Below are 21,102 nucleotides of genomic sequence, written 5' to 3' on the forward strand. Positions count from 1 at the left end.
GCCCCTCCGCACTGGCTCGGTGGGAAAAAGCGGCGGCTGCCTCAGATGATCCGCTGCTGTTCATGGAGCTGATTCCGAACACGGAAACACGGGATTACGTGCACCGTGCCCTGTCCTATCTGTGGATTTATGCTGCAAAACTCAAACTACCCACGCCTTCCCTGACGGCGTTGACACTCAACAAATGGCCTGACTTTGCGGATGAACAGGCGCTGGCACAAACACTAAACCTGCGCGTCCTGCACTGAAGGCTGACGGATATCAGTTCGCCTCCTTGCCACAGCCTTTGCCCCGCTCTCCCCATCATCTCGCTTACCGCGCAGGCTGACCAGCCAGCGCGGTTTTGCATCCAGACTTCAGGAGCGAAGGGCCTGCACTTCTCTTATAAGAGTGTGGATGTAAGAAAGCTTTCTCACCACGCCATCCGTCAGCACAAACGGGTAGAAATCCGGCAGCCCCATTGAGCGATTCAGGCTGTTGACGGCATAGGTCAAAGGAAGCCAGGACTGAATGATGTCTTCAAATGAGGCATCCGTGTAAGGATTGCCGCGCTTGTCGGGCCAGGATGCCTGCCCTCCGGCAACACCCGGACTGATGGTCACGCCATAAGCCCATGCGGTTTCAAGCGTGGAGACAATATGCAGGTAGTGCGCCCATGTCTCGGCAAAATCCTCCCAGGGGTGAGAGGTCGCATACAGGCTGACATGCTGCTCCCGCCATCCCTCCGGCGGAGGACGATGGTAATGCCGCAGGAGGGCTTCCTGATAATCCTCCCGGTCATCTCCAAACACGGCGCGACACGAATCCAGCCGGCCACCATCGCGCACCAGCAGATTCCAGTAGTAATGTCCGCTTTCGTGCCGGAAGTGCCCTAGCAGCGTGCGGTAATACTCCCCCATTTCCACACGCATACGCTCGCGCTGATCATCATCCGCTTCTTTCAGGGCAATGGTGATAACGCCGTTACTATGGCCGGTCATGACATTGTCCGCCCCATCAGGCGGGTCATCCAGAAAATCAAACGCCAGTCCGTTCTGCGGATCCTCCCGCCGGGTCTTCATGGGAAGCTTGAGGCGCAGCAACGTATAGAACAGCCGGTGTTTGGCGACCTCCAGCTTGCGCCAGCGCTCCAGATTTTCCGCCTTTTCCAGATTGGGAATAATACGGTTGAACTGACAGGCAACGCAGAAGCTGGCCTGATGCGTCTGCGGGGCCGCCGTCAACCAGTTGCACACCCCATGCGCATGATTGGCGCAAAAAGCCAGTTCGGCCTTGCGCACCTGCCGCGCAAGCGGACGCCACAATCCGTTATCCAGCCGGTCCAGCGCTGTAAGCGTGAACAGACCGGGCAGATAGCCCAGCGTATGGTGGCACCCCTCACAAACTGTATTTTCAAAAAAGACAATCTGTTGGCAGGACTGGCAGGTAAAAAGCCTCATAAGACAGTACTCTCTGCGCCTGCATGGAAAAGAGCAACATATTTCAACAGTGTTTACACTGAGGCTTCAGACCTCGACCTGCCCATACAGCCGCTGTGCCTGCATGGAGACATCAAAAACTGCCTGACAATGATCAAGCAGGCCGGATACCGGCGCAGCATGTTCGGGTGAAGGCGTTGCCGCCAGAGGCACATGACCCTGCGCCGTCAACAGGCCAGACGTGGTATCAAACCCAATCCAGCCTGCACCGGGCAAAAATGCCTCGGCCCAGGCATGCAGATCGCAGGTAAGGATTTCCTCTCCTTCCCCGTTGCGGGTAGCCTGAATGAGATAGCCGGACACAAAGCGCGCCGCGAACCCCAGATTCCGCAACAGGGCAATCAGCAGCCATGCACTGTCCCGGCAGGAGCCACTGGCCTGCGCAAGAGTTTCTTCCGGTGTCCAGACACCGGGCTCAAGCCGAACTTGATAACCGACATGCGCCGCAACAGCCCGGTTAAGCCCAACCAGCATTTCCAGCGTCTCAACCGGCGCTTTCTGCACCCAGTCCTGTAGAAACGCCTGCTGGCGTGGCCCCGGCGCGGATGCCTGCCGGTAAGGCGCAAGGGCCGCATACTCCTGCGCCGCGCCATAAAAAGGTTGGTGCGGGACAGACCATTGAGATTGAGACTGAGACTGAGACTGAGACTGAGCCAGACTGCCATGTGGGTCTGCCGCAACCCATTGCCTCTGCCCTGCCATGGCAGGGGCTGACTGCACACGCCAGGAAGGCGGAACCCAGCGCGTCACATCCGGGCGGAGCACGAAGTCGAACGGGTTCCGTGGACTGATATCCGCTTCCATCTGCACGCTGATATCAAAATGGGTCACACGTTCCGCAAACGTCACGCATGCAACATCATTTCCGTATGCATCTCGCTGCCATGTCTGCTGTTTACACGGTGGGCCGATGCGGAGCGTATAGGACCGCACAGGCGTTTTTGCCGTGGCCACCGGGCGCAGACGAATGGTTTGTGGGCCGAGACATACCGGGCGATCATACTGATACCGGGTGTGATGACTCAGCATGACATGTGAACTCATGATGTCTGGTCTGAAAGTCCTCTGCACACGCTGATCTCTGCTTTCTTCCGCTCCGGCCTCCTTGCTCTGGGACGGGGAACCGGAAAAGCATGAAGCCCATTACGGTAACAGGATTATTCAGGACAGCAACAGCCTGCAATCATCTGATTCGAAAAAACAACAAATATGGGTTTTGCGACTTGGCAAAGCCGTGAATTCTTGCTCCGTTAGTAATTAATCGTAATGAACTGGCGTGCAGCCTGCGTGGTCTCTCTTCCACACAAGCCACCTGCCAGAAACAGGATCGGGAGGCAGGGGATGACTGACTCGCTAACACATGCACCCGCTCAGAAAGCTGGCATTTTTGCGGATTATTCCGTTCCGGATTTTTTCTGCGAACTCCTCAACCGCAAGGACGCGCCACCGCCTGACCTCACCCGTATCTACAACCGGCTGGCCAAATTTGATCTGGCGGAACTGCGGCACCGGGCCGCAGCAGTTGAAGCGCAGCTTTACCGCCTTGGCATTACCTTTACCGTCTATTCAGACAAGGAAGCCATAGACCGCATTCTGCCCTTTGATGTGATCCCCCGCGTGCTGACGGCACAGGAATGGGACCATGTGGAACGCGGCGTGCAACAGCGTGTCAAAGCCATCAATCTGTTCCTGCATGATATCTATCATGACCAGGCCATTCTGCGGGATGGGATCATCCCGGCGGATCTTGTGCTTAAAAACCCCAATTACTGTTCCGCCATGGTGGAGATAGACGTGCCGGGCGGCGTATATGTGCATATCAACGGCACAGATTTGATCCGCGATCAGGAAGGGCGCTTTCTGGTGCTGGAAGATAACGCCCGCACCCCGTCTGGCGTGTCCTACGTGATTGAAAACCGGCATATGATGCTGCGCCTCATGCCGGATCTTGCCTCCGGCCTTCCGCTGCGGTCTGTGGAGGAATATGGCCTGCGCCTGCACCAGAGCCTGTGTGACGTGGCCCCGGAGGGGGTAAGTGATCCGCAGGTGGTTCTGCTTTCTCCGGGCATTTATAATTCAGCCTATTTTGAACACGTCTTTCTGGCCCGTGAAATGGGCGTTCCCTTGGTGGAGGGGAAAGATCTGGTGGTGGAAAACCACCGTGTTTACATGCGTACGGTTGTTGGACTTCGGCCCGTTCATTCCATTTACCGCCGCCTGAATGATGAATTTCTCGACCCTCTGGCTTTCAACCCGGAAAGCCTGCTGGGTGTGCCGGGCCTGGTGGAGGCTTACAGGCGCGGTAATGTCACCATTGCCAATGCGCTGGGGACCGGCGTTGCCGATGACAAGGCCGTTTATGCCTACATGCCCCGTATCATCCGTTATTATCTGAACGAAGACCCTATTCTGGACAGTGTGCAAACGCACATCTGTGCTGAACCGGAAGGACTGGCCTATACGCTCGCCAACATGAACAAGCTGGTGATCAAACCCGTGGGAGAATCCGGCGGGTATGGCCTGCTGATCGGCCCGCAGGCCAGCGCGGCAGAACTTGAGGATTTTCGCAACCGGTTGCTGGAAAACCCCACAAATTACATCAGCCAGCCGGTGATCAATCTCTCTGTCTCCCCCACCTTGTGCGAGGACGGCGTGGAAGCCCGCCATGTTGATCTGCGCCCCTTTGCGCTGACAGGACGCTCCACCTGGGTTCTGCCCGGAGGGCTTTCCCGCGTAGCGTTGCGCAAGGGATCACTTGTGGTCAATTCCTCTCAGGGGGGTGGCTCCAAAGATACATGGGTGCTGGCATCATGACACAAATTGCCTTTGGTCTTTCCTCCGTTCTGCCGGGCCTGAATCATCTTCTTTCACGCTATGCGGAAAGCATGATGTGGCTGGCACGCTACATGGAGCGTATTGAAAACCTGGCACGCCTTCTGGAAGTTACAGAAGCCTTTGTGCGTGGACCGGATGGCCATACCGGCTGGGATTCCATTATCCAGTTGAATTCGGACGAAGACCGTTTTTTCAGCCTGCATGACAGCGCCACGGAAGAGGACGTTCTTGTCTTTTACGTGACGGAGCGCGCCAACCCCAATTCCATCAAGGCCATGGCACATTCCGTCCGGGAAAACGCTCGTGCCGTGCGCCCGCTGATTTCCACCGAGATGTGGATGCAGCTCAATATTTTTACACGCTGGGTTCTGGATCTTGAATTCTCAGATATCCGTCTGAATAGCCTCTCCAGTATCTGCAACCGGCTGAAGCAGGAATGTCAGACCCATTTTGGCGTTACAGAAGGCACACTCTACCGGGATCAAGCGTGGCTGTTCTATTTGCTGGGCAAGCATCTGGAGCGGAGTGACCAGATCACGCGCCTGATTGATATCCGTTACCATACGCTGCTTCCGCAAGACGAGAAAATTGGATCGGACATTGATATTACCCAATGGGCGTCCGTTCTTCGGTCGGCTGCCGCCTATCATGCGTTCCGGCGCTTGCAGCCTGTTACCACCACTCCGGCGAACGTCGTGGGTTTCCTGCTGAAAAATGAAGGTTTTCCACGGTCTCTGGCCACCAATCTCAGCCAGCTTGATTCAACGCTGGCGGCTCTGGCGGGCCATAGAAGCCTGCGCAAGCGATGCAGCTCTCTACAGGAACGGGTGGCCGATTTGCGGGTGACACTTCTGGATCAGACAGCGGATGACATTATTATTCGCGGTCTCCACGAATACATGACCTGGGTACAAAGCCAGCTTTCTCTCTTACAGGCTGAGGTGGCGGACGCTTTCTGGCCAGCTATGCCCGAAAAACCCTACGCACTGGAAATGCAGTCCCAGTCATAAGACACAGAAAGCGTGACATCTCTCCTTCTCGGAATGGTGTCACGCATGCTGGTCGACTCCTGCAAGATCGGGGCAGTACGTTACAGGCCGATCACTGGATAGGTTCTGTATGGTTAGAAAAATGTTTTGCTAGTTTTCAGCAAGCACCTGACGGCTGGCCCGCACACGGGAGACACGACGCCCTTCCATATCCACCACTTCAAACAGCCAGCCAGAGTAAGCCACCTTGTCCCCCACCGCAGGCACACGCCGCAAAAGGGCAAGCAGCAGCCCACCAAGCGTATGATAGCTACCTTCATCCGGCAGAGTACGCAGTCCCAGACGATCTTTCACTTCATCCGCTGAATCCGTGCCATCCAGCAGCAGCACATCGTCCTGCGTGGCTTCATGGTGGGTATGCGTTGCCTGTTGGGTTTCATGCACGCCTTCCCCAACAATGGCGTCAAACAGGTCCGAGGCCGTGACTATTCCCTCAAAAGACCCGTATTCATCAAATACGAAAGCAATGCCCAAAGGTATGCTGCGCATGCGTTCAAGCATGTCAAAGGCAGAGATACTGTCTGGCACCACAACCATCTGGCGCAACCCGGCTTCTATCGAAACAGGCATGCCATCAAGCGTGCGGTCCAGCATATCCTTGGCCAACACCACACCCACGGGATTATCCACGCCGCCTTCACACACCACCAGCCGCGCATAAGTTGTCTGTTTCAGCGCCTTGATCAGCGCCTCACGCCCCGCATGGCGATCAATCCAGTACAGTTCATTCCGGGGGGTCATGATCGCGCGCACAGGGCGGTCCGCCAGACGCAGAAGCCGTTCGATCATGGTGCGCTCTTCATGTTCCAGCACACCAGTTCTGGCCCCTTCAGCAATGTAAGCCTTGAGTTCTTCTTCCGTCAGCGTCTGGCTGACAGCATCGGCGGCTCCCATCAGCTTGAGCACCAGATTGGAAGACTGCCGCAACAGCCCCACAACGGGGCGGGTGGCGTAGGCCAGCATTTCCAGCGGCAGGGCCAGACGCGCCGCCATGATCTCGGGCTCCCGCAAGGCGAGCTGCTTTGGCACAAGTTCACCCAACACCAGCATGAGGGCTGTGATGATCAACACCACCAGCACCATGGAAACCTGACCGGCTATGGGGCGGATGACGTCAATTTTTTCCAGCAGCGGAGTCAGATGGGCTTCCACCTGCACACCGCCAAACGTGCCTTCCAGAATGGACACCAGAGTCATGCCAATCTGCACGGTCGGCAGGAAAATCTGCGGATCTTCAGCAAGCCTCATGGCACGGTCAGCACCCCGTAGCCCCTGTTCCCGCAAAATGGCGAGGCGCGGTGTCCTGACAGAAATAAGCGCCAGTTCCCCCATGGCGAACACCGCGTTCAGAAAAATCAGGAGGAAAATGACAAGTATGGAAACAGTCATGAAAAACGGAAGTCCTGCGTGACGGAATGTCTGGGACGCACGATAGGGGAACCTGCGCCGAGAAACCAGTTCGGGGCCAAAGAAACCCATCGGGCTTCATTTAGCTGCACAGCGTTTATACGCACATCAATACACTCAGGCTTTCTTATGCGGCGGCTGTATATCTGGCAGACCAATAAAACAACCTGATCTGGTCCTTTTTCACCCTGCGGACAAAAAGAAAGGGCGGTCCGTTACCGAACCGCCCTTTCTCCTCATGGAGTCGGAAAACCCGAAATCAGTCAGCCGCAGTTGCTTCAACCGGTGCCGCGTCCGTTTTAGCCGGGGCAGGCGCATCCGTTTTGGCTTCTGTGCGGATAACCTTCACACGCGGGGCTTTTGCGGGCTTGCGGGCCGCAATTTCCGCCATCTGTTCTTCAACCTGTTTGGAGAACACATACTGCGCCGGGCGCTGGTTGGCCAACGAGATTTCCGGAGCCATCGGCTTTTCTGTTTCCGGTCCGAACAGGGCAACCTTGGCAATGTGCCAGGGCCGACGAACGGCATCCATCACAGCGGTCGATTCGTAACCGGAGTGCACCATGCAGTCGGCGCATTTTTCGTAGTTACCGGTGCCGTAATCGTCCCACTTGGTGTCTTCCATCAGTTCCTTGAAAGACTTGGCATAGCCTTCACCCAGCAGGTAGCACGGGCGCTGCCAGCCAAACACGTTACGCAGGGGCTTGCCCCACGGCGTGCAGTGGTACTGCTCATTCCCGGCCAGGAAGTTCAGGAACAGCGGAGACTGCGTAAACCGCCACTTCTTGCCTTTACCCAGACGGAAGATGTCACGGAACAGCTGCTTGGTCTTCTGACGGTTCAGGAAGTGTTCCTGATCCGGCGCACGTTCATACGCATAGCCCGGAGCGGTCATGATTCCGTCCACGCCCATGGCCATCACTTCATCAAAGAAGGAGGCCACACGCTTGGGGTCTGCGCCATCAAACAGGGTGCAGTTGATGGACAGACGGAACCCGCGAGCCTTGGCCTTCTTGATGGCGGCAACCGCGCGTTCATACACCCCGTCCTGACAGACGGAGGAATCGTGCATGGACTTGTCACCATCCAGATGCACGTCCCACGAGAAGAAGGGTGAGGGTTCGTACTCATCCATCTTCTTTTCAAGCAGAAGGGCGTTCGTGCACAGATAGACGTATTTTTTCCGGGCGATCAGACCCCGGATAATTTCCGGCATTTCCTTGTGCAGCAGCGGCTCGCCCCCTGCCACGGCAATAACCGGTGCGCCTGCTTCCGCATCCGCATCCAGACATTCCTGCAGCGTCATGCGCTGGTTCAGGATAGCCGCCGGGTAATCAATCTTGCCACACCCGGCACATGCCAGATTGCAGCGGAAAAGCGGCTCAAGCATCAGCACCAGCGGGTAGCGCTTACGCTTCTTGAGATGCTGTGTGACGACATATTTGCCGACCCTGACGGCCTGCATTATCGGTACGGCCATAAACCCCCGCTTCCGGCGCTTCTCTTACGCCCGCATCATAAACTGGATGAGACTAGTAACGTGTCAAAAAACGTGGCCCTGCCAAGCACCGGTCTAGCCCGCTTGCCTTACGGCAGCCGTTCAGGACGGCGGGCACAGCCACGTAGGTTCTGTTGGCCTGCATATAGGTCGGCCCATTTGTCAAGCTCAAGCCTTTTTCAAATCATGTGACAAAAAAGACACATTCACAAGTTAGTTTTTTAGGAAGCCTTGCGTTCAGGCGAGAAACATTAAACCAAAATGGCGGATCGCAGTGTCCGCTAGACATTTTGCGCGACGTAAGACACGCAAAGGGCAGCAAGTTCCGACCACGACTCAGGACGGCATTCTGCTTGCCGCAAGCAAGAAGATGGAAACGATCGCATGGACAGTTCTCCTGACAAGAAACCGGCGCTTTCTGCCGTGACATCGCATTCTTCCGCCCCCCTCGCCACTGGCGGTGCGACCATTCCGACGCTGGGCCGTTTTCCTGCGCTGGACCGTGTAACGTATCCGTCTGACATGCGGAACTTCTCGGTTGAGCAGCTCAAGCAGGTTGCCGATGAACTGCGGGCCGAGACGATTGATGCCGTCTCCACCACCGGCGGGCATCTGGGGGCGTCTCTGGGGGTTGTGGAACTGACCGTGGCCCTGCATGCCGTGTTCGACACGCCTGAGGACAAGGTAATCTGGGATGTGGGCCATCAGGCCTACCCGCACAAGATCCTCACCGGCCGGCGTGACCGCATCCGCACCCTGCGCCAGCCCGGTGGCCTGTCTGGCTTTACCCGCCGGTCTGAAAGCACCTACGATCCGTTTGGCGCAGCCCACTCCTCCACGTCCATCTCCGCCGGGCTGGGCATGGCCGTGGCCCATCATCTGCGCGCCGAGGAAGACCCGTCCTACCGCGAACGCAGCGTGATCGCCGTGATCGGCGATGGCTCCATTTCCGCCGGCATGGCCTACGAGGCCATGAACAACGCCGCCGTGGCCGGCCCCGGTGCGGAACGGCTGATCGTCATCCTCAACGATAACGAGATGTCCATCGCCCCGCCTGTGGGCGCGATGTCCAACTACCTCTCCCGCCTGATGTCCTCGCGCAAGTTCATGGGCCTGCGCGAACTGGCCGGAAAAGTGGTGAAGAAGCTGCCCGCCCCGGTGGAACGCACGGCCCGCAAGGCCGATGAATATGCCCGCGGCATGATCACCGGCGGCACCCTGTTCGAGGAACTGGGCTTCTATTACGTCGGCCCCGTGGATGGGCATGATCTGCCGCAACTGGTGGCCATCCTGCGCAACCTGCGCGATACGGATAACGGCCCTATCCTGCTGCATGTCATCACCGAAAAAGGCCACGGCTACCGCCCGGCTGAAAAAGCGGGAGACAAGTATCACGCCGTGGCCAAGTTCAACGTGGTCACCGGCGAGCAGAAAAAAGGCCCCTCCGGCCCGCCCTCCTACACCTCCGTCTTTGCCCGTGAACTGGTGCGCCGCGCCGCCACGGATGACCGGATCACCGCTGTCACCGCCGCCATGCCTTCAGGCACGGGGCTGGATGCATTCGCCAAATCCTACCCTGACCGCTTTTTTGACGTGGGCATTGCCGAACAGCATGCCGTGACCTTTGCTGCGGGCATGGCCACGGAAGGGCTGCGGCCATTCTGCGCCATCTACTCCACCTTCCTGCAGCGCGCCTATGATCAGGTGATGCATGACGTGGTGCTGCAGAAGCTGCCCGTGCGCTTCGCCATTGACCGTGCCGGTCTGGTGGGGGCGGATGGCGCGACCCATGCTGGCGCGTTTGACCTCGCCTATCTGGGCTGCCTGCCGGGCATGACGCTGATGGCCCCCTCGGATGAGGTGGAACTGCTGCACATGACGGCCACCGCCACCGAATTTGATGAAGGCCCCATTGGTCTGCGCTACCCGCGTGGCGGCGGTCTGGGCCTTGATCTGCCCGCCGAAGGGCAGGTTCTGGAGATCGGCAAGGGCCGGATCATCCGGGAGATGGGCCGTCAGGCCGGCGGCGAGAAAGGCGGCATTGCCATTCTCTCGCTTGGCCCGCGTCTGGCTGAAGCCCTGAAGGCTGCGGACATGCTGGCCGCCCATGGCCTGCCGCCCACGGTGGCCGATGCCCGCTTTGCCAAGCCGATTGATGTGGAACTGGTGGAAAATCTGGCCCGCAACCATGCCGTGCTGATCACGCTGGAAGAAGGTTCGATTGGCGGATTCGGCACACAGGTCGGCCATCATCTGGCCCGCACCGGGTTGCTTGATAACGTCCGCTTCCGTCCCCTCACCCTGCCCGATATCTTCATCGATCATAATTCGCAGGACGCTCAATACGAGCAGGCTGGACTTACAGCGCCACACATCACAAAAACCGCTCTCAGCGCATTGGGCATCGGAGACATGCTTCCAATGAACTTGCCAAACAGCTCAACGGGAACAAAATCATGAGCATGAAACGTATTTCTCTTCGTGCAGGGCTTGTGCTCGGTCTGGGCATGGCACTGCTCCCCGCTGCTGGAACGAGCATTCTTGCTCCGGCAGCCGTTGCTCAGTCTGCTCCCGCCAGTGCTGTCAGCGCACCAGTGCAGACCCTGTATGCCGCACTGGACAAGGCTCAGAATTCAAGCGCCAGCTTTGCTGAACGCTCCCAGATTGTCGGGGCTGCAGTTGATCAGGCCTATGATCTGGACGCCGTGCTGAAGGCCTCCATCGGCCTGCGCTATCAATCCCTGGCGGCGGAAGACAAGCAGAAGCTGCTCAGCGCGTTTCGTGATTTCACGATCGCCCGTTATGTTTCCAGCTTCAAGCCGGGTTCTGGTGCACGCTTCACCGTAAAACCGGCCATTGAAAATTCACCTGTGGGTGATAATAAAGTCGTGAACACGTATATCGGGTCAGACGACAGCATGCCGGGCACCCCCGTAAGCTACATCATGCATAACGGCACCTCCGGCTGGCGCATTACTGATGTGCTGCTGGGCGAATCCCGCATCAGCCAGGCCGCGGCCCAGCGTTCCGATTTCAGCTCCACGCTCACATCTGGTGGCGTACCGGGCCTGATCAACGTTCTGGAACGCAAAGTTAAAACCTTTTCTAAAGATTGAGCAGGAAGAGGGACGTGAAACCAAGCGGATGTATCGACAGCCCATATCTGGGCCGCGTGACGGCTGAGCTGTAATGTCCGCTTTCCCTTTTCTGGCTGCCGCAAGCGCTGTGCTGGCGGTTAGCGGGTGCGTCCAGTCCATGGCGGGCGCACTATTGCTCCGGCGTTTCCGCACGCAGGAGCGTAAGCCGGTCACGCTCACGCCGCTCCCTCCAGTAACGGTTCTCAAGCCCCTTTATGGGTCCGAGCCGTTACTGGAAGAAGCGCTGGAGAGTTTCTGCACGCAGGATTACCCTGGCGGGGCCGTACAAATTCTCTTTGGTGTGCGGGACGATGATGACCCCGCGATCACCATTGTCAGGCGTCTCCAGCAACGCCACCCGCATCTGGATATGCAGATTGTGATTAATCCCGCCGTACATGGGATGAACCGCAAGATCAGCAACCTGATGAACATTCTGCCTCAGGCGAAATATGACATTCTGGTCATTTCCGACTCGGATATTCATGTCACCCCCGATTATCTGCGGCATATTGTCAGCGCGCTGAGCAAACCCGGCACGGGGCTGGTCACCACCCTGTATGCCGGGCTGCCAGCCAAATCGACCGTGGTGCAGATGCTGGCCGCCTGCCAGATCAACCACAACTTCCTTCCGGGCGTCATCCTGTCCCGCTATCTGGGGCGACAGGACTGTCTGGGCGCCACCATGGCGCTGAAGCGTGAGATGCTGGACGCTGTGGGAGGGTTTGAAGCCCTGCTGCCCCACGTAGCGGATGATGCCCTTCTGGGTCGGCTGGTGCGGCAGCGGGGTTATGACATCACCATTGCCGATTGCCTGACCTGGACCACCATTGCGGAACGCAATACATCTGAACTGCTTTCACACGAGCTCAGATGGGGCCGCACAGTCTGCACCCTTGCCCCCGCCGGGTATGCGGCCTCTTCCATCCAGCTTCCGCTTTTCTGGGCGACTCTGGTGTTTCTGTTCCAGCCTCATGCGCTGTGGGCGTGCCTGCTGTTCTTCAGCGTATGGGCCATACGGGCCGTGACCGCCCTGCTCATAGACCGGACGGTCGGCACCCGCCCCTTGTGGCCCCTGCTGCTTTTGCCCATGAGAGACTGGCTTTCTGCGGCCATTATGGTGGGCAGCGCCAGCGGCACACGTGTGGACTGGCGTGGGCAGACCATGCATGTCGCGCCACACCCCATTCCCCCGCCGTCTCCGGGGCATTTGTCAGCAGAGCGCTGATACTGCTTGTCTCGCCCCTCCCTCGGCGGTAAGTCCCTACCCATATTTCCTGAGTTTCTCAGAACACCTTTCAGCCTTGTCAGGATAAGACCCATGATGAGAACCCTTTTTCTCCAGCCTCCGACCTTTGATGGTTTTGATGGCGGTGCTGGTTCCCGCTATCAGGCGCGACGTGAGATCAAATCCTTCTGGTATCCAACCTGGCTTGCGCAGCCGGCCGCCATGGTTGAAGGCAGCCGTCTGATTGACGCACCGCCTGCTGGCATGGGTATGGACCCCATTCTGGAAGACGCGAAGAACCGCGATCTGGTGGTTCTGCACACCTCCACCCCTTCCTTCGCGAAGGATGTGCAGGTGGCCCAGATGCTCAAGGACACCAACCCCAACCTGAAAATCGGGATGGTGGGCGCAAAAGTTGCCGTTCAGCCGGAAGAAAGCCTGCTGAAAGGTGCTCCGATCGACTTCGTGGCCCGTAACGAATTTGATTACACCATCAAGGAAATTGCTGAAGGCCGCGATTTCAAGGACGTGGACGGCATTACATGGCGCAACAAGGATGGCGTGATTGTCGCCAACCGTGACCGCGCCATGATTGAAGACATGGACAGCCTGCCCTTCGTGACCGAAGTGTACAAGCGTGATCTGCGGATTGAAGACTACTTCATCGGCTATCTCATGCACCCGTACATTTCCATCTACACAGGCCGTGGCTGTAAATCCCGCTGCACCTTCTGCCTGTGGCCGCAGACGGTGGGTGGCCATCGCTACCGCACGCGCAGCCCGCAGCATGTGGCAGCTGAAATCCGGCTGGCACGCCAGTATTTTCCGCAGGTGAAGGAATTCTTCTTTGATGATGATACCTTCACCGATGACCTGCCCCGTGCGGAAGCCATTGCGCGTGAGCTCGGCAAGATGGGCATCACCTGGTCCTGCAACGCCAAAGCCAATGTGCCGCGTGAAACCCTGAAAGTTCTGCGTGACAACGGCCTGCGCCTGCTGCTGGTAGGATATGAAAGCGGCAACCAGCAGATCCTGCACAACATCAAGAAGGGCATGCGCGTTGAAGTGGCGCGTGAGTTCACCAAGAACTGCCATGAACTTGGAATCAAGATTCACGGCACCTTCATTCTGGGTCTGCCGGGCGAAACCAAGGAAACCATTCAGGAAACCATCAATTTCGCCAAGGAAATCAACCCGCACACCCTTCAGGTGTCTCTGGCCGCTCCGTATCCGGGCACGGCCCTGCACAAGCAGGCAACCGAGAACGGCTGGCTGGATGAAAGCAATGCGGAACTGATTGACGAAAACGGCGTGCAGATGGCGCCGCTGCATTATCCGCATCTGTCCCACACGGAAATTTTCACCAGCGTGGAAGAATTCTACAAGAAATTCTATTTCCGCGCCCCGAAGATTGCGTCCATTGTCAGTGAAATGGTTCGTTCTCCGCAGATGATGAAGCGCCGCCTGCGTGAAGGTGTGGAATTCTTCCACTTCCTGCGCGACCGTAACGCGGCCTGATAACGCTCCACTTCCTGTTGGGTTGGAGAGTATGATCTGGCTCCTGTGTCTGGCCATACTCTCCCCTCCGCGACGGGAAGACAGGGTTTACCCATGAAACGCGCCATTATTTCCGCTGATGATTTCGGCCTGTCGGTTGAAGTGAATGAGGCCATTGAGATCGCTCACCGCGAAGGTGTGCTTTCTACCGCCAGCCTGATGGTGGCGGGCCCCGCTGCGGAAGATGCCGTTGAACGGGCAAAACGCCTGCCAAACCTTGGGGTCGGGCTGCATCTGGTGGTGATTGAAGGGGCTTCTGTTCTGCCCCACACCCGTCTGCCACTGGTCACCCAGCCCGATGGCTGGTTCTCTTCCTCCCAACTGGGCCTGGGGATTGATTACTTTTTCCGCCCCGAAGGCCGTAAGGAACTGGCAGCCGAGATCACGGCCCAGTTTGAGGCTTTTCGGCGTACGGGGCTGGTTCTGGACCATGCAAACGCCCACAAACACATGCATCTCCATCCCACGGTTGGCCGTCTGCTGATTGATATTGGCAAGCAGTATGGCCTACGGGCTGTGCGCACACCGCTGGAACCCCCGGAACCGCTTTACGCGGCTGGCACCTACACGGATACGCTGGGAGACTCCGCCCTCCGCCGGTGGACCAACCTGCTCCGCCACCAGATTCTTTCCGCAGGGCTGGTGACCAATGACTGGTGCTTCGGCTTGGCATGGAGCGGACATATGACCGCCGACAGGGTGGCCGCCCTTGCAGCGCATCTGCCCGAAGGTGTGTCTGAAATCTATTTTCACCCCGCCACCCATAAAAACGCCCTGCTGCAAAAGCTGATGCCCACCTATGAGCATAAGGCAGAATTTGAAGCGCTGTGTTCTTCGGGCTTTCGGGCAGGGTTAGAGCATTCGCATGCTGTGTTGTCTGGATGGCGGGATCTGATCCCTTCATAAACCGACAGGTTTCTTTGCAAGCTATGATATAATTATCACATTTTTGGTAATTTTCTTTCGTTTTCGCTCATATTTCTTGTTATAACTTACTCAATTGTTGACGCTGTTTTTCCTTTCTGTTTCAACTTCTGCCTGACCACTCAAAAAACAAAAACGAAATGGTCCACGCATTATGAAAAACAGCGCCTCTTCCGCAGCAACGTTCCGCCAGCACTCTCATCACGCCGGCTGTTTGACTGATACTCTTCTGTTTTCTCCCGTTTCTCAGAACGCCCTTGGCCTTGCAACGGCATGGCGAAAAGCCGTTCACGTCCGCGCAGGACGTTACAGCCCTGTAGGCTTTACCCTGCACGGTTAACGGCTAGAGGCCCCGTGAGCCTCAGCCTCAGGCATCGCCATTTTTTCCTACAAAACGAGAATTCAGGTATGAGACTGTCAGAAGCCCGTTGCGATAAAACGCAACGCCCGCTGTCGTACACCAGATCCCGTATAGATACAGGCTATCTGGCCCTGGCGCTTATAGTGTCCTGGGGAGCAAGCCCGCACAAAGCGGCGGCTGCCCCCCAGACACTGGAAAAACCCGTAGCCCCCGTAACGGACGCCATTGTCAGCCCGAGCGCCAAGGTCCGCCCGAATATTACGGCAGCCACGCGCCCGCTGAATACGGGCATGATGGATGCTGGCAGCCTTGGGCCTGATCCGGCTGCCATCAAGCGCCCGCCCAACACACCTATTCCGCCAAGCGGCGTACCGGTTCTGCCAACCCCCGGTTACGCAACCATGAGTGTGCAGTCTTACGCACCGGCGGGGGATCAACAGGGAGCGGCCCACACGCTGGAGCTGGATGCCCTGACATCATGGGAAGGACCATCAGGACTGCTGCCACCACGGCTGGACGCCCTCCGCCGCATGGACATGAACGACCCCTATTACGTACCCACGGCGGGCTCTGGCCATCTGGTGCCACAACTGACCGGCCCCAGAAACTGGCTGCATGACCGCGGCTTCACGTTCTCCTTCACTTACAAGGGAGAAGCCATGGGCGTGATGACGGGGGGGCTGGAGAAAGGGGTCAGCTATGTGCATGAACTCACCCTGCAGGGCGTATTTGACCTTGAACGGATGGCACATCTGAAAGGATGGTCCGTGCATGCACTGGTCATGGAACGGGCAGGCAAGGCACTGCAAAACGGGCGGCTGGGCGAATATTACGTTGCTATGCAGGAAGTCTATTCTCTTTCTGGCAACGTGGCGGCGCATCTGGTGGATCTGTATGCCGAAAAACGCTTCATGCAGAACCGCATGGACGTCATTTTCGGCCGCATGTCCCTCACCCATGTGTTCGCGACCTCTCCGCTGCTGTGCTCCTTCATGGTCACATGCTCCGCGCCTGTTGCATTGAAGCAGAATCCGGGTTTCAGCGTTTACCCCAAAGCCACATGGGGCGCGCGGGTGCGCCTGCGGCCAACGCGCGATACAGCGCTGCAGGTGGGCGCGTATTCCGTCAGCGCCCTGACCGACAACCCGAGCGGCTGGGCGTGGGGGGCAGAAAATACCACCGGCCTCTCTCTGCCGATCGAATTCACGTGGCAGCCCTTTCTGACCCGCAACCGTCTGCCAGGCCACTATGTGATCGGCTATGCGCATGACACCACACGCTATGCGGACAAGATTTCCTCCGCACTACCTGAGAAGGTTGCCGAAACCATTCCCGGAAAACGGTCTGCCCCGTCAGACATGTTCTGGGTGGAAGCAGATCAGATGATCTATCGGCGTGGCGGGCGTAACATGATGGCTGGCGGCTATCTGATGGCAGGTTACGTGCATGTCACCCCACGCGTGGTCAATCTGTCTGATCAGGCCTATGCCGGGTTCTCTCTGGTGGGGGTCATCCCCTCCCGTCTGACAGACCGTCTGGGGGTTCTGTATTCCTGGTATCATGTCAGCCGCCGCAGGAGGGAAAGCCAGATTCTGGCGCAGGATGCAGGCCTCTCTCTGGGCTCCACCCTGCATGGCGTGCAGAACGATTCCCATATCATTGAGGCCTATTACGCCATAGATGCCTTTCCCGGCGTGCTGATCCAGCCCACGTTCCAGTACATGATCCATCCGGGCGAGACACACCACATTCCGGATGCCTCCATCATGGGGCTGAAACTGATCGCCAATCTCTGACCATTATTCCCCTGTATGGAATGCATCTGAAGGCGTTCCATGCAGGCGTCGCGCGCGCTTTGACGCGCACGGCACCTAGGCATGGCAGCGCCTCTCTGCTAGGCAGCAGAGGATACTTTAACATTCTGACGCTGGCATGACTGACACGCCTTCTTCTCCCTCTTCCGGCCCTTCTGTAACGCCCAAGGCAGCAGACGCAAAAGCTGACCGTGCAGCACGGCAGGCCGCTGCGTTGCGCGCCAACCTGCGCCGCCGCAAACAGCAGGCCCGCAGCAGGCAGGAACAGGAAGCGGATACTCAGCCCGCCATATCCCCAACAGACCCCGCCAATGGAGAAACCCCGACATGCCCGTGATGCCCGATACTTGGATCCGCCAGATGGCACAGGATCACGGCATGATCGAACCGTTTGTAGAAAGCCAGAAACGGGAAGGCGTGATCTCCTACGGTCTGTCCTCCTACGGGTATGATGCGCGCGTAGCGGATGATTTCCGTATTTTCACGGATGTGAACAACGCCATTGTGGACCCCAAGAACTTCAGCCCTGAAGGATTTGTGTCCCGCAAGGCAGATGAATGCATCATTCCGCCCAACAGCTTTGTGCTGGCCCACACCATTGAATATTTCCGCATCCCGCGGGATGTGCTGGTGGTGTGCCTTGGCAAATCCACCTATGCCCGCTGCGGTATTATTGTGAACGTCACACCGCTGGAACCCGAATGGGAAGGCCAGGTAACAATCGAGATCAGCAACACCACCCCGTTGCCTGCGCGCATTTATGCCAATGAAGGCATCTGCCAGTTTCTGTTCTTCAAGGGTGAAACCCCGTGTGAGACCAGCTACGCAGACCGCGCAGGCAAATATATGGGCCAGCGTGGCGTTGCCACGCCCCGCATGTAAGCAGAACCCATGGACAGATTCATCATCCGGGGTGGCCGCCCCCTTCACGGCGAAATCACGATTGGCGGGGCCAAGAATGCTGGCCTGAAACTGCTTGTGGCAGGCCTGCTGACTTCTGAACGTCTGGTACTGACCAATGTGCCGCACATTGCGGACATTGCCACCATGTGCGCCCTGCTGACCCAGCACGGCCTGACGGTTGAGGCTGTAAACGGTGACAAGACCACCCTTTCCGTAGGGGGCGAAATCACCAGCACGGAAGCGCCTTACGATATTGTTTCCAAGATGCGGGCCTCCATCCTTGTGCTGGGCCCACTTCTCGCCCGCTGTCGGGAAGCCCGTGTTTCCCTCCCCGGCGGCTGCGCCATTGGCACCCGCCCTGTGGATATGCACCTCAAGGGGCTGGAAACACTCGGCGCTGTCATCACGCTTGAAAACGGCTACATCCATGCCCGCGCTCCAGAGGGCCTGAAGGGCGACCGCATCGTGCTGCCGTTCGCCTCGGTCGGGGCAACCGAAAACCTGATGATGGCCGCCACCCTGGCCAAAGGGCGCACGGAAATTGTCAACGCGGCGCGTGAGCCGGAAATGGCTGATCTGGCAAGCTGCCTGAACGCCATGGGTGCCAAGATTACCGGTGCGGGCACAGGCCACATTATTATTGATGGTGTGGAAGCCCTGCACGGAACCACGCACCGCATTATGTCTGACCGCATTGAATGTGGCACATACGCCTGCGCTGCGGCCATTACCGGGGGTGACCTTCGTCTGATTGGTGGTCAGGTTGAACATCTGGGCGCTGTGGTGCGCGCATTTGAAGAAGCGGGCGTGGAAGTAACGCAGGAAGGAAATGCCATGCGCGTGCGCCGCACCGGTGCGCTGCGTGGCATTGATATCATGACAGAACCCTACCCCGGCTTCCCGACAGACATGCAGGCCCAGTTCATGGCGCTTCTTTCTGTAGCGGAGGGGGCATCCATGATTACGGAAACCATTTTTGAAAACCGCTTCATGCATGTGCCGGAACTCAACCGAATGGGCGCACGCATCAATGTCCATGGCTCTTCCGCCATTATCCGGGGCGTGCATAGCCTTTCTGGCGCACCCGTCATGGCAACAGACCTCCGGGCATCTTTCTCGCTGATTCTGGCGGGGCTGGCAGCTCATGGAGAAACCATTCTAAGCCGTGTCTATCATCTGGACCGTGGATATGAAGCGGTGGAACGCAAACTGGCTGCCTGTGGCGCCCAGATCGAACGTGTCAGCAACTGACATTTTCAAGGCCGGGCTTTTTATAGCCCGGCCCCTGTTCAGCATGCCTGCATAAGAAACAGACACGTAAAAACCACTCAGCCTTCAGCTTTTTTGCAAAACTGGCTGCATTTTCCTGATACAGGTTGGCCCCTATAGGCGCTTTGCGTGCCTGATGACGTGTCGTGTGCCAACACTCATCAAACCTTGGCAAAAAATTGAGAAATACAGCAAACAAGCAAAGCGGCTGTCTGTTTTTCCGACCACTCAAGCATCGTTACAGAGTACTGGCAGAGATCTGCCCTTCTCTCTTTTTTGCTCAAGCCTGACATTTTCCTTCTGCCCCGGAAAATTTTCACGGGGCAGGAGGATTACGCCTTATTGCGGCTGGTTTGCCGCATCAATTTCCAAAGCAAGCTGCGCCATTTTCAGCGCCCCTTCCCGGCTTTTGGCACCGCAGATGAAACGGGCCGGATGCGCAAAAACGGCGTCTTCCACGCCAGAGACCTGCGCCAGCGTCTCTTTTTCCAGTCCACCCCATGCTTCCGGCAGGGAAACCCGTTGGCCGAAATCCCCACGCACGGGCGGGATTGCCTTTACATTCCACTGATCCGGACCAGCCGGAGACACAACATACACAACCGGAAGATCATGCTCGAAGATCACCTTTTCGGTCGGCATGCCGGTTTCCATGAGCAGAATCCGTTTGTCTTCGGCTTTTTCATAGGCTTGCAGAACGCGGTCTGTTGCCTTCAGGCTTGCGCGCACACGGTCAACCGTGTTGACCAGATGACCCGCCGCCGCTGTCGCCGCATTGGCAAAACCCAGAGCTTCCCGTGCCAGCGCTTCCTGCCGACCATACAGTTCCGTTGTGTCCCATGCAGGGCCACAGGCGGAGACAATATCCGCCAGAGAAAGTTTGCCCATTTTGGCAACGCCATTGTCATCCTGATCAATGGGCAGAATCAGGGATTTGTCGATTGTCCGCCACATTGCCTCCAGTGTGTCATCATCCACCGGGCTGGTCAGAATATTACGTAGAGCAGCGCGGCCATAATCTTTCCACAACAAACCTGCCGCGCTGTATGGCACCCCATCTTCACGCAGGGGCTTTTCCTTCATGTGGTGATCATACCGCCCCTGGGCAGGATCATGACGACCGCCTACGTCAAAAACAATATCAGCCTGAGCAATCTGGTCTGGGGCACGGGTGCGGACCAGTTCCAGCCCGTCAGACGCTGCACGATCAATCACGCGCGCGCGCAGATCTCCTTTGGGGGCAAGAGCGTAATGAAGAATGACATACCCCATTGTCTCATCAAGATGGAAATTTCCTGAATGGGTCAACGCTCTGATGGATCGACGCTCTTGTTCAAGACCAATGGGAGTATGTTCTGACATCTAAAAACCTGCTGACAAACGGAAAGAAGAGTTTGGAGTTCCGCCCTTTCATGCCTGACAGCGCGGATACAGACAATGCGTTCTCACCATTCCTGCGTCCTCCGCACATTTTCCAGCCATCACAAAGCGGATTGTGAGGCTCGTTTTCGATCACGCCCCCCTGTAAGACGCAACCTTACGCGACAAGATATTCACAGGCTGTTTGAGCAATCTGTGTGGGCGGTCTACGGGCGTTTTTTGTAGCTGAACCGTTTGGATTTACGCCCTGATCGTGCCGCAT

At 57.5% G+C, this 21,102-nt stretch carries 16 protein-coding genes and 1 pseudogene; 12 read left to right on the top strand and 5 right to left on the bottom strand.

All coding sequences use genetic code 11. From position 1 onward, the window contains the following. A pseudogene (locus AD944_RS17090) lies at positions 1 to 248 on the top strand (lytic transglycosylase domain-containing protein); the annotation flags it as partial. Between the two features lie 108 nt (positions 249 to 356). On the opposite strand, the gene AD944_RS11135 reads toward AD944_RS17090, so the two are convergent. Both AD944_RS11135 and AD944_RS11140 read right to left on the bottom strand, forming a co-directional pair. Then, on the bottom strand, positions 357 to 1,439 hold the full coding sequence (locus AD944_RS11135) for a zinc-binding metallopeptidase family protein (protein ID WP_006558123.1): 1,083 nt from the start codon (positions 1,437 to 1,439) through the stop codon (positions 357 to 359). A gap of 66 nt (positions 1,440 to 1,505) precedes the next feature. Beyond that, positions 1,506 to 2,507: a transglutaminase family protein gene (locus AD944_RS11140; protein WP_052427083.1), complete on the bottom strand. Its 1,002-nt coding sequence runs from the start codon at positions 2,505 to 2,507 to the stop codon at positions 1,506 to 1,508. Positions 2,508 to 2,819: 312 nt separating this feature from the next. On the opposite strand from AD944_RS11140, the gene AD944_RS11145 reads away from it, so the two are divergent. After that, positions 2,820 to 4,292, top strand: coding sequence for a circularly permuted type 2 ATP-grasp protein (locus tag AD944_RS11145; protein ID WP_045541478.1), 1,473 nt, complete (start codon positions 2,820 to 2,822; stop codon positions 4,290 to 4,292). Continuing rightward, entirely contained in the window at positions 4,274 to 5,323 is a 1,050-nt protein-coding gene (locus AD944_RS11150) for an alpha-E domain-containing protein (RefSeq protein WP_061474852.1), read from the top strand. The genes AD944_RS11145 and AD944_RS11150 overlap by 19 nt, the downstream gene beginning before the upstream one ends. 129 nt (positions 5,324 to 5,452) lie before the next feature. Here AD944_RS11150 and AD944_RS11155 read toward each other — a convergent pair whose 3' ends face one another. Together AD944_RS11155 and hpnH are read right to left on the bottom strand one after the other, a co-directional pair. Then, positions 5,453 to 6,751, bottom strand: a complete 1,299-nt coding sequence (locus AD944_RS11155; RefSeq protein WP_045541477.1) for a hemolysin family protein — start codon at positions 6,749 to 6,751, stop codon at positions 5,453 to 5,455. A gap of 277 nt (positions 6,752 to 7,028) precedes the next feature. Further along, positions 7,029 to 8,249 carry an adenosyl-hopene transferase HpnH gene (gene hpnH, locus AD944_RS11160; protein WP_039903878.1) on the bottom strand — a complete coding sequence of 407 codons (1,221 nt, stop codon included), beginning with the start codon at positions 8,247 to 8,249 and terminating at the stop codon, positions 7,029 to 7,031. Between the two features lie 402 nt (positions 8,250 to 8,651). Here hpnH and dxs point away from each other — a divergent pair, with 402 nt between their 5' ends. The 9 genes from dxs (at position 8,652) to murA (ending at position 19,442) form a co-directional block, all read left to right on the top strand. Beyond that, entirely contained in the window at positions 8,652 to 10,727 is a 2,076-nt protein-coding gene (dxs, locus tag AD944_RS11165; RefSeq protein WP_061474855.1) for a 1-deoxy-D-xylulose-5-phosphate synthase, read from the top strand. Positions 10,728 to 10,729: 2 nt separating this feature from the next. Beyond that, positions 10,730 to 11,383 carry an ABC transporter substrate-binding protein gene (locus AD944_RS11170; RefSeq protein ID WP_039904963.1) on the top strand — a complete coding sequence of 218 codons (654 nt, stop codon included), beginning with the start codon at positions 10,730 to 10,732 and terminating at the stop codon, positions 11,381 to 11,383. Positions 11,384 to 11,456: 73 nt separating this feature from the next. Further along, complete coding sequence (hpnI, locus tag AD944_RS11175) at positions 11,457 to 12,632, top strand: bacteriohopanetetrol glucosamine biosynthesis glycosyltransferase HpnI (RefSeq protein ID WP_045541472.1); 1,176 nt, start codon at positions 11,457 to 11,459, stop codon at positions 12,630 to 12,632. A 93-nt stretch (positions 12,633 to 12,725) separates the two neighbouring features. Next, a complete protein-coding gene (hpnJ, locus tag AD944_RS11180; RefSeq protein WP_006559363.1) occupies positions 12,726 to 14,150 on the top strand; it encodes a hopanoid biosynthesis associated radical SAM protein HpnJ in 1,425 nt (474 codons plus the stop codon). 93 nt (positions 14,151 to 14,243) lie between these two features. Next, positions 14,244 to 15,095, top strand: coding sequence for a hopanoid biosynthesis-associated protein HpnK (gene hpnK, locus AD944_RS11185; protein WP_045541471.1), 852 nt, complete (start codon positions 14,244 to 14,246; stop codon positions 15,093 to 15,095). 426 nt (positions 15,096 to 15,521) lie between these two features. Further along, positions 15,522 to 17,270 (top strand): carbohydrate porin, encoded by a 1,749-nt coding sequence (locus tag AD944_RS11195; protein ID WP_236709127.1) that lies wholly within the window; start codon positions 15,522 to 15,524, stop codon positions 17,268 to 17,270. A gap of 136 nt (positions 17,271 to 17,406) precedes the next feature. Then, positions 17,407 to 17,625, top strand: a complete 219-nt coding sequence (locus AD944_RS11200; RefSeq protein ID WP_045541469.1) for a hypothetical protein — start codon at positions 17,407 to 17,409, stop codon at positions 17,623 to 17,625. Next, a complete protein-coding gene (gene dcd, locus AD944_RS11205; protein ID WP_035377510.1) occupies positions 17,616 to 18,170 on the top strand; it encodes a dCTP deaminase in 555 nt (184 codons plus the stop codon). The genes AD944_RS11200 and dcd overlap by 10 nt, the downstream gene beginning before the upstream one ends. Positions 18,171 to 18,179: 9 nt before the next feature. Continuing rightward, entirely contained in the window at positions 18,180 to 19,442 is a 1,263-nt protein-coding gene (murA, locus tag AD944_RS11210; protein WP_006559356.1) for a UDP-N-acetylglucosamine 1-carboxyvinyltransferase, read from the top strand. Between the two features lie 357 nt (positions 19,443 to 19,799). On the opposite strand, the gene AD944_RS11220 is transcribed toward murA, so the two are convergent. Then, positions 19,800 to 20,822, bottom strand: a complete 1,023-nt coding sequence (locus AD944_RS11220) for an MYG1 family protein (RefSeq protein WP_045541467.1) — start codon at positions 20,820 to 20,822, stop codon at positions 19,800 to 19,802. Between the last annotated feature and the right edge of the window lie 280 nt (positions 20,823 to 21,102).

The organism is Acetobacter tropicalis, from assembly GCF_001580915.1.
In the GTDB taxonomy this organism is placed as follows: Bacteria; Pseudomonadota; Alphaproteobacteria; order Acetobacterales; family Acetobacteraceae; genus Acetobacter; species Acetobacter tropicalis.

Bases quoted from the DNA above. Each gene is read 5' to 3' on its own strand.
- hpnH (WP_039903878.1), bottom strand. From the start codon at position 8,249: ATGGCCGTACCGATAATGCAGGCCGTCAGGGTCGGCAAATATGTCGTC.
- dcd (WP_035377510.1), top strand. From the start codon at position 17,616: ATGCCCGTGATGCCCGATACTTGGATCCGCCAGATGGCACAGGATCAC.
- murA (WP_006559356.1), top strand. From the start codon at position 18,180: ATGGACAGATTCATCATCCGGGGTGGCCGCCCCCTTCACGGCGAAATC.
- hpnK (WP_045541471.1), top strand. From the start codon at position 14,244: ATGAAACGCGCCATTATTTCCGCTGATGATTTCGGCCTGTCGGTTGAA.
- AD944_RS11200 (WP_045541469.1), top strand. From the start codon at position 17,407: ATGACTGACACGCCTTCTTCTCCCTCTTCCGGCCCTTCTGTAACGCCC.
- hpnI (WP_045541472.1), top strand. From the start codon at position 11,457: ATGTCCGCTTTCCCTTTTCTGGCTGCCGCAAGCGCTGTGCTGGCGGTT.
- hpnJ (WP_006559363.1), top strand. From the start codon at position 12,726: ATGATGAGAACCCTTTTTCTCCAGCCTCCGACCTTTGATGGTTTTGAT.
- AD944_RS11195 (WP_236709127.1), top strand. From the start codon at position 15,522: ATGAGACTGTCAGAAGCCCGTTGCGATAAAACGCAACGCCCGCTGTCG.
- dxs (WP_061474855.1), top strand. From the start codon at position 8,652: ATGGACAGTTCTCCTGACAAGAAACCGGCGCTTTCTGCCGTGACATCG.
- AD944_RS11220 (WP_045541467.1), bottom strand. From the start codon at position 20,822: ATGTCAGAACATACTCCCATTGGTCTTGAACAAGAGCGTCGATCCATC.
- AD944_RS11145 (WP_045541478.1), top strand. From the start codon at position 2,820: ATGACTGACTCGCTAACACATGCACCCGCTCAGAAAGCTGGCATTTTT.
- AD944_RS11135 (WP_006558123.1), bottom strand. From the start codon at position 1,439: ATGAGGCTTTTTACCTGCCAGTCCTGCCAACAGATTGTCTTTTTTGAA.
- AD944_RS11170 (WP_039904963.1), top strand. From the start codon at position 10,730: ATGAAACGTATTTCTCTTCGTGCAGGGCTTGTGCTCGGTCTGGGCATG.
- AD944_RS11140 (WP_052427083.1), bottom strand. From the start codon at position 2,507: ATGCTGAGTCATCACACCCGGTATCAGTATGATCGCCCGGTATGTCTC.
- AD944_RS11155 (WP_045541477.1), bottom strand. From the start codon at position 6,751: ATGACTGTTTCCATACTTGTCATTTTCCTCCTGATTTTTCTGAACGCG.
- AD944_RS11150 (WP_061474852.1), top strand. From the start codon at position 4,274: ATGGGTGCTGGCATCATGACACAAATTGCCTTTGGTCTTTCCTCCGTT.